Genomic DNA, 7,856 nt, shown 5'->3' on the forward strand with positions numbered 1-7,856 from the left:
TCTGGCTGTGCTGTCTCAGAGATTTGTGCGAAATGCCGACTACGCATCCGCTCTTTTGTTAGGAGCACCTTTTATTATGAGAGCATGATTTCCTTTTTCCCCGCGTTGTCGTTCTTTTCCCGTTTTGCGGTCTCTTGCTTTTTTTTTCAAGCAGAAGACGGCATACGAGACATGATTCCGTCTCGCGGGCTCGGATATGTGTATAACAGACAGCACTTAAGGCTACGGTCTTACCTTGGATAGTTTCACCAATAGCCTGAATCGTACCAGCCTTATCAGATTCATTACTATTACCTACAGCCGTAATCTGTACCACTCCATCACTATACACAGTACCCCCTCTATAAGACGTAGTAATAGCTGTACTTTCTTGCTCTGTAGAGCTAGAACCTATACTCATAGATACATTCACCTTCTTCAAGGCCTCTCTATCTAGCGCCTTATGGCTTTCAACAGTCTTACCATCAGAATCAGTTGTAGCGGGTACTTTCATCATAAGATTACTATCTATAGATTTACCTGCTTCTACGTATTCTAAAGCCTTTAATCTAGCGTCTCGTTGATTCTTCGTAGTACGTACGACATTACGTGCTGTATTAGCTACGTTCATGACCGTACCACCAAGGCTAACAGTAAGTCCCGAACTCCGTTCCTTATGATACGCATAGTCCATAATGGTATCTTCTTTTCCATCTAAACGTACAGAATTACCTACAATCGTTACACCCTCTTTACCAATCATATCTGTAGTAGTAGCGTGTATAGTATGGCCTGCTTGAAGAGATACTATGCCCGATAATGAACCAATCTTAGTTCCCACTTGTGTAATATAGGAACCACTTTGTGTATCAGTGGACTTTTTAGTTCCAATCATAAAGCCCATACCAGAACCCATAATCCCAGATTTCTTCACCTTTACATCGGCCATAGTGTAATCATATTGCTCCGCAGAAGTAGTGGTAATATCTTTACCAGCTCCTATATTCACATCAGCTGTACCTACTACTTGTGTTGCGATAAGGTTAATCGAGTCCCCGGCATTAAGAGTAATTATCTCACCTGATACAGTCGTACCAAGTACACCCGTATGTTTCAATTCGGTTTGTATGGTTGTTTTCTTAGACGATAATAGCCCTCTTGATTTATACGAAATCCCATAATCTTGGTTATGAATGGCTATATCCTCATCAGCTAATAGCTGTACTCGATTTATTCCTCTAATTTGCCCTGTTGACTCTATATTACCCGTGCTATTTGCTAAGACAGAGCCTCCAGCAATAAGGCCTGAGTTACGAATAGAACTACCTATCAAGAGAAGGGAGGCCCCTAATCCAAAAATCCCATGATTATATTATCAAGATAATTCAAATTTAAAGTTTTTTCTTTCAAACCAATTATTTTGATTTCTTTTTTTGTATTATCCTCTACGAATAGATAATACATTTTTAATGTATTATGAATATTATCCCAATATAAACTTTTTAAAGTTAGTATTTCACCAGTATTAAGGGATTCCCATACAATATATGACTCAGAAAAAAAATATATATTTAAATTACCATGATTTGTATACAAACTTCCTAAATTAATCAATTTATCTTTAGCAATTTTTTCAAGGTTATTATTCTCTCTACTTTTATTAACTCTTCGAATTAATGAATTAATTCCATTTAAACTAATTTGAATAAAATTATTATTGTTACATTTTATAATCTCTCCTCTATATTCCACTCCATCATGAATGGTACATAGACTATCATATTTTAAATAATTAACATTCTGCCAAATAGCATCTTCCATAAAATAACTAGTTTTAAAAGTGCAAAATTCTTTGCTTAAACAGAATTTTACGAATTCATTCCATTCATTTCTACTAGCTAAAACCTTTAAGATAACCGCTTCATATTCCCAACCTTCCAGTTCAATATAGTCCAGGAAAATCATCAATATATTCTCATCGATATGCAAATTGCGCATAAGTATTTTAAATAACTCTATACTAATTACCCAATCATAATCACGCCAACTAGATGATTGCTTTAGAAAACATGAAATATAAGCTAATTCATCTTCATTAAAACGTCTGTTTTTTAAATAATCGAGTATATGCTGACGATAAGAAAGATTTGTACGCATATCTCGTAAAGGCGATATATCTGAAAGAATAGTATCAATTTTAATTTCATCTTTTTTATACTTCATTATTACCTCAAGCGAATCTAATCGGATAAAAATTTGAAACATCAATATGCTGGCCTCTTTTATAAATATCAACTTGTACATTCATATAATGTCGCTTTCCTTTTACATCATATAAAAACATAGATATTTCTGTATTCGTTACACTATTTTCCTTTAAGCTACCACTTTCATAATTAATTAACACAGTCGAAAGTACTGCAATTAATATATCTTCTTTATTTGTATATTTAAATGATGGTAACCCTTCTTTTTGACTTTTATGATCTCTATAATATGCATGACCAGAATTAATTCGAATAGTATCTCCATTACCAAATTCTAATAAAATTCTTTCATTAACTGTATTTACTTCAGTTATTAATGCCTCTTTTAATGCATGTTTCACCCAATCTGTTTTGACAAAAATAACATCAAAAACTTTATGGTAATAGTCTTTAAAACTATTCCACTTCGTCCCATATTGAGCCAACGCCGCCCCTGTCCAACCATCTTTACCAATCGTCTTATTGGTAGCGTATCCCAAGATAGCACTAGCGGCTTGTAAAACAGCAGGATCATCGGTAGCTAACATTTGTTGTAATTTAGGTAAAAGGGCTTCATTAGTACCACCGGCTACCGCACCAGCAAAGAAATCGCCTTTCGCTACTTGCGCAGATAAACCGGCACTTAATGCATGGAGCGCTATTTTTTGCGGACTGCCCTCAGCCCAGTGTTTATGTTCACTCAGGATATGAATTCCTTCATTAATATTTTTAGACAAAAGCCGTGCTAATTCTTCTTTTTCTTTCACAGACTTCGCATCAAATATATCCTGTAACCTATGTAACGATTGGGTCGTATCACGATTAATCGTTTCAATATCTATGACACCATCAGTAATAAGTAACTGTCCATCCGTAATAGCGGATTGTGTCACCGAAGTTTCTTTCTTATGCGTCCCTACCGATAAATCAGGGAGTAACCCCACCTGATTATGTAGATTATTTAGCGTATGTATCTCACCTGGCGATAATGGTTCCTTAGCTTGCAACTTACGCTTCGCCTGCTCATACTCATCATCATATACATAAGATAAACCTTTAGACTTTGAGGTATATTCCGCTACATTATGAATATCTTCCATCACCAATGTACCGGTCTTAACTACATTCTTAGATGGTGCAGCTTCACTATGCAATACGGCTCCTGTTAAGTGTGTGGTATCGCCTACATCAACAGTAAGACCACCAGCCCCAGCATATATCCCCGCTTGACTCGTAACACTCGCATACTGACTCTGCGTCTCACCTATGTTATGGGCTCCACCAATAGAGCCTATACGACCAGTTGGTTGAATAGACACGGACAAGCCTGTTTCTTTAGTTTTCGATGTATAGTCCTTCTTATCTTGTACACTCTGTATCGTTAAGTTTTGCCCCGCCTTAACCTTAGCCCTATCGCCCTGTAGCGTAGCGCCTACTAACGATATATCTCGGCCAGACTGTAACGCAACCTTTTCCCCTATTATATTCGTACCAAGTTCGCCCGTACGTTTCGATTCGATTTGTATAGTTTTTTCTTAGACGAATATATTACCATTTAAAACGAGTAAAAAATAATAAACCATATCATAATAATCAATCGTAATTTTTTATTGAATTTATTCTGTTTCTGTTTCCACCATTCATCTAAATCAATACATCTATCTTTTATTTGCATTCTATTTTTCCACAAATAAATTCTAGTACTAATATTGGCACCTAAAATACTCATTAATAAAATGCATGGAATAAAAAAACTATAATTACTATAAATCCAAAAATCCCCATTTCGAAATATTTTTTTCAAAACTATATTAATTATTTCTCCCAGTAGTAAATTAAAATTTATTACTAACTCATTAAAGAAATTATATATCCCCCCCATGGGAAATAACATCCCTAAAATCCCCAAATCCCAATAAACTATTGCCATACAATAAAAAAAAGCAACAAAAAACAATGCCTTAATCTCATTAATTACAGAATTACACTTTCTCTTTACCCCTCCCATTCCAATAATAAGTAATATATTCATAATTAAAAGAATAAGTATACTATTAGACGTCACAAAGTACATCATAAAAATATTTGTTCTAACAAAAAGATAAACAAATGTAAATACGATCCATAAAAATAGTTCTTTAAATACTACCTTATATTTCATATTTTTTGCTCCTCAATCTCATCTGTTAATGATTCATTGATGAGCTAACGTTCATCAATGAATCGGCTATATTACTAATTTCTTCTTTTCCAACAATCATGTCTTTTACAATTCCTTTACCATGATAAGTTTTATAATCTTCTTCTAATATATTTCTTACTACTCTAGGATTTATACCTTCTAAAAGTTCATTAATATTTTTAACATTAATATCTATCGAATCATCCTTTATCGCTTTACGAATTGCGACTAATGTAGTTGTAGCACAATTATTACTAAACAACTGATAATTATCAATACTGCCACTAATTCTATACGCAAAAGGACTTATCCTATCTTCTCCAAGATAAAATGTATCCAATTGAGCTACATACCCTTCAGATTTTACTCTTGTATTATAATTATCAATGACTTTTTTTACATCAACATAATGATCATTAAGTAAATAAACTGTTTTTTCTCTACCTAAAATATAATTAGGATCTACTAAAAACGCACCAATACCATTAGCCTGAGTAATTGAACGAATATAAGGTATATTAACACTTTGAGTTTTTTTAGTATTATTCGGAATATATCTACCAAAATTGGCTTCTTCAAAATGAGTGTCATTATTAAATCCTGCTACTAAAGATACGTGACCTAAACCATGAACCTCAACGGCTATTCCTACACTAGAAGGATTATCGTAATTAGCATCTCCACCTAAAACGGTCCCATCATTAGCTCTTCGATTCACATAATAAGCTTTATCATTATATAAAACGTAATTCCATCCATTTCCTTTATGTACAACATAGCCTAAATCTGCTAGTGCATTTCCAAAATCATTACTAGAATACATAGACTCCCGAGTTGTATATAATAACTCCCCATTTACAGATACATAATTATGTCCATCAGGGGCCGTAAATACTTTATATCCTTTATCTGCATATACATCACCTCTATTAGCAACACTAGTTGCTCCACTATACCCCCAATTTGTTATTGCCGCATTACTAGCTAAAGCATTTGTCACATCTTTAAAATTACCTAACCGACCTTGATAATGATGGTTTAACCAATTAAAATCTCCATATGTTTTCATATTTTGGGCAACTAAAAAATCTAAATATGATCTATCAATGCCTTGGTTTTCAGCATAATTATATAATGCTGCTGCTAATGTATCTATCGTATTGCCAAACCCAGCACCTAATTTATATTGCAATGAAGTTCCATATCTCTCATATACATAACCACTAACACCATCATTAATCCCTAATTCATCTGCATACGGTGCAGTTAAATTATTTAAAGCTATATAAAATGCTATTTTTTGAGATAACGTATATTTATCATATTCATTTTCCATAATGTCTTTCAATAAATATTCCTGATCATAATGATTAAGCCAATTAAACTTCGTTGCATCTAGTGCCGTAGCCCCACCAAAGGTACTCCCCGTCACTACATTACCAATCACTAAGCTTGCTAACTTATGGAGTTCTTCATTGTCAATCTGGCTTAATGCAGGTTGCAAAGCTTCGTTAGTCCCCGCAGACACAGCCCCCGTTATAGCGCCATGTCCAGTAAATTGACCAAGACCTGCCCCTACTAATGTATGTAATCCTATTTTATAGATACCACCATCGGCCCATTTATTAGCTTCCTCTCTATAGCCCTTTGCTTCTGCTTCTGAAGTAGCTTCCTGTGCCTTTTGAATATTCTGTATATATTGTTTAGTCGCAATATCCCCTACTAACTTAAAGCCTTCCTCAGACAAAATTTGAGTTAATGCTAATTTTTCTTCTACAGTCTGTTTATCAAAAATAGGTTTCAAAGCCTGTAATGCCTCTTCCGTATTTCGATAAATAGTATCTATAGAATCTCCTTGACCGGATATAATCATACCATCTGCAATCGCTGACCTAGTTGTGCTGGAAGACTGTCCAGAAACAGACATCGTGCCTAATGTATCACTTACTACACCCACTAATCCATTACCACCACTACTAGCCGCCTTATACTCAGCCCTATTCTCTATGTCTGATGTATACAAACTCTTTGTTGTTATTACATTTTGACTATTATCCGCTTTACTCCCTATCACCGCACCCGTCAAACGAGTAGTATCACCAACCGCTATATTATATCCACCTTCACCAGCGTATATACCGGCTTGTTTGGTTACAGACTGATACGAACTATTCATAGTTGTCTTTGAATGAAGTGGACTTCCTGATAACACATCAAAGTTATACGATACTTGTAACCCTGAATGTTTCTCCGTATTAGTATATACATCCTTATCTTGTAAACTCGTCATCATTAAATCACGACCAACCGTAACAAGGACACGATTCCCATCTATACGCGAGCCTTCCACTATCATATCTCTACCAGAATTAACTTGAACACCGGTTATGCCTGTGATATTAGTCCCTGTATGTGTAACAATTTCGCCCTGACCAGTCCCTTTACTCTTACTAACCGATGCATCAATAGCTAATGGCATACCTGTCTGTAACCCTATATTAGCCCCCACTGACCAACCACTTGATGAACTTACTTCGGTAGTATTTCTCTGATTAGTCCCTGCTAATAACTGAATATCCTTGGTTGCTTGCAACCGAACTATATCGCCCTGAATAGTCTCTCCTGTAGCCCGTATAGTCCCTTGTGATACGGAAGGAGATATGGCCTGCACAACTACCGCCCCATCACTGTGCAACGAACCACCTACATAGGATTCTGTATGTAGAGTAGTTTCAGAGCGCGACGAACTAGAGCCTAGTCCAATTCGAAGATTAACTAGCCTGTCTTTTGTAATCACTGAGTTAGTATTTCTATACGCATTAAACGCATTCGTAGCCTCATCAAAAGCTTTTGCAGCCCGATACGCTTCTAACGATTTTAATATAGTATTATCTCTATCCTTAGCCTGATTCTTATACCGAATACCGTCCGTAATAGACGTAGCCACTTGTCCACCTAAACTAACAGTCAATCCCGAACTAGATTCCTTATGCATATATTGATTAGTACTCGTATTCTGATTCCCATCTAATATAACATCTTGTCCAGTCACAAACACTCCACTACGCCCAATTACATCTGTTGTAGTCAAATGAACTGTATCACCTGCCTTAATCTGCGTATTCCCATTTACACTTCCAATGGTAGTGCCTACTTGTGTAATGGCTTCTCCCTGTTGTTCATCAGTAGATTTTTTAGTTCCAATCATAAAGCCCATACCAGAACCCATAATCCCAGATTTCTTCACCTTCACATCGGCCATAGTGTAATCATATTGCTCAGCGGAATTAGCCCTTATATTACTACCAGCCTCTATGGTCGTCCCTTCTAGAGAGCCAATTTGAGCAGCTGTCATAGATACATCACGACCAGCCTGTAAGTCCACCGTTTGTCCGGTTATATTTGTACCTAGTACACCCGTATGTTTCAATTCGGTTTGTATGGTTGTT

At 35.7% G+C, this 7,856-nt stretch carries 5 protein-coding genes and 1 pseudogene; all 6 read right to left on the minus strand.

The genetic code is table 11. The features are described from left to right. Positions 1-58 precede the first annotated feature (58 nt). On the minus strand, positions 59-1,312 hold the full coding sequence (locus tag VER_RS07960) for a hypothetical protein (protein WP_162100307.1): 1,254 nt from the start codon (positions 1,310-1,312) through the stop codon (positions 59-61). Between the two features lie 14 nt (positions 1,313-1,326). Beyond that, positions 1,327-2,202 (minus strand): hypothetical protein, encoded by an 876-nt coding sequence (locus VER_RS07965; protein ID WP_162100308.1) that lies wholly within the window; start codon positions 2,200-2,202, stop codon positions 1,327-1,329. Positions 2,203-2,209: 7 nt separating this feature from the next. Next, positions 2,210-3,544 (minus strand): DUF637 domain-containing protein, encoded by a 1,335-nt coding sequence (locus VER_RS07970; protein WP_238390187.1) that lies wholly within the window; start codon positions 3,542-3,544, stop codon positions 2,210-2,212. A 30-nt stretch (positions 3,545-3,574) separates the two neighbouring features. Next, positions 3,575-3,751 (minus strand): annotated as a pseudogene (locus VER_RS10545) (hemagglutinin repeat-containing protein); the annotation flags it as partial. A gap of 29 nt (positions 3,752-3,780) precedes the next feature. Next, positions 3,781-4,386, minus strand: coding sequence for a hypothetical protein (locus tag VER_RS07975; protein ID WP_162100309.1), 606 nt, complete (start codon positions 4,384-4,386; stop codon positions 3,781-3,783). A gap of 25 nt (positions 4,387-4,411) precedes the next feature. Beyond that, positions 4,412-7,856, minus strand: a 3,445-nt coding sequence (locus VER_RS07980) for a hemagglutinin repeat-containing protein (RefSeq protein ID WP_202922149.1), incomplete at its 5' end; no start/stop codon positions are given.

The sequence above is a fragment of the Veillonella sp. R32 genome (genome assembly GCF_010093125.1).
Classification (GTDB): domain Bacteria; phylum Bacillota; class Negativicutes; order Veillonellales; family Veillonellaceae; genus Veillonella_A.

Excerpts from the sequence above, each read along its gene's own strand:
- VER_RS07965 (WP_162100308.1), bottom strand. The coding sequence starts at position 2,202 with ATGAAGTATAAAAAAGATGAAATTAAAATTGATACTATTCTTTCAGAT.
- VER_RS07975 (WP_162100309.1), bottom strand. The coding sequence starts at position 4,386 with ATGAAATATAAGGTAGTATTTAAAGAACTATTTTTATGGATCGTATTT.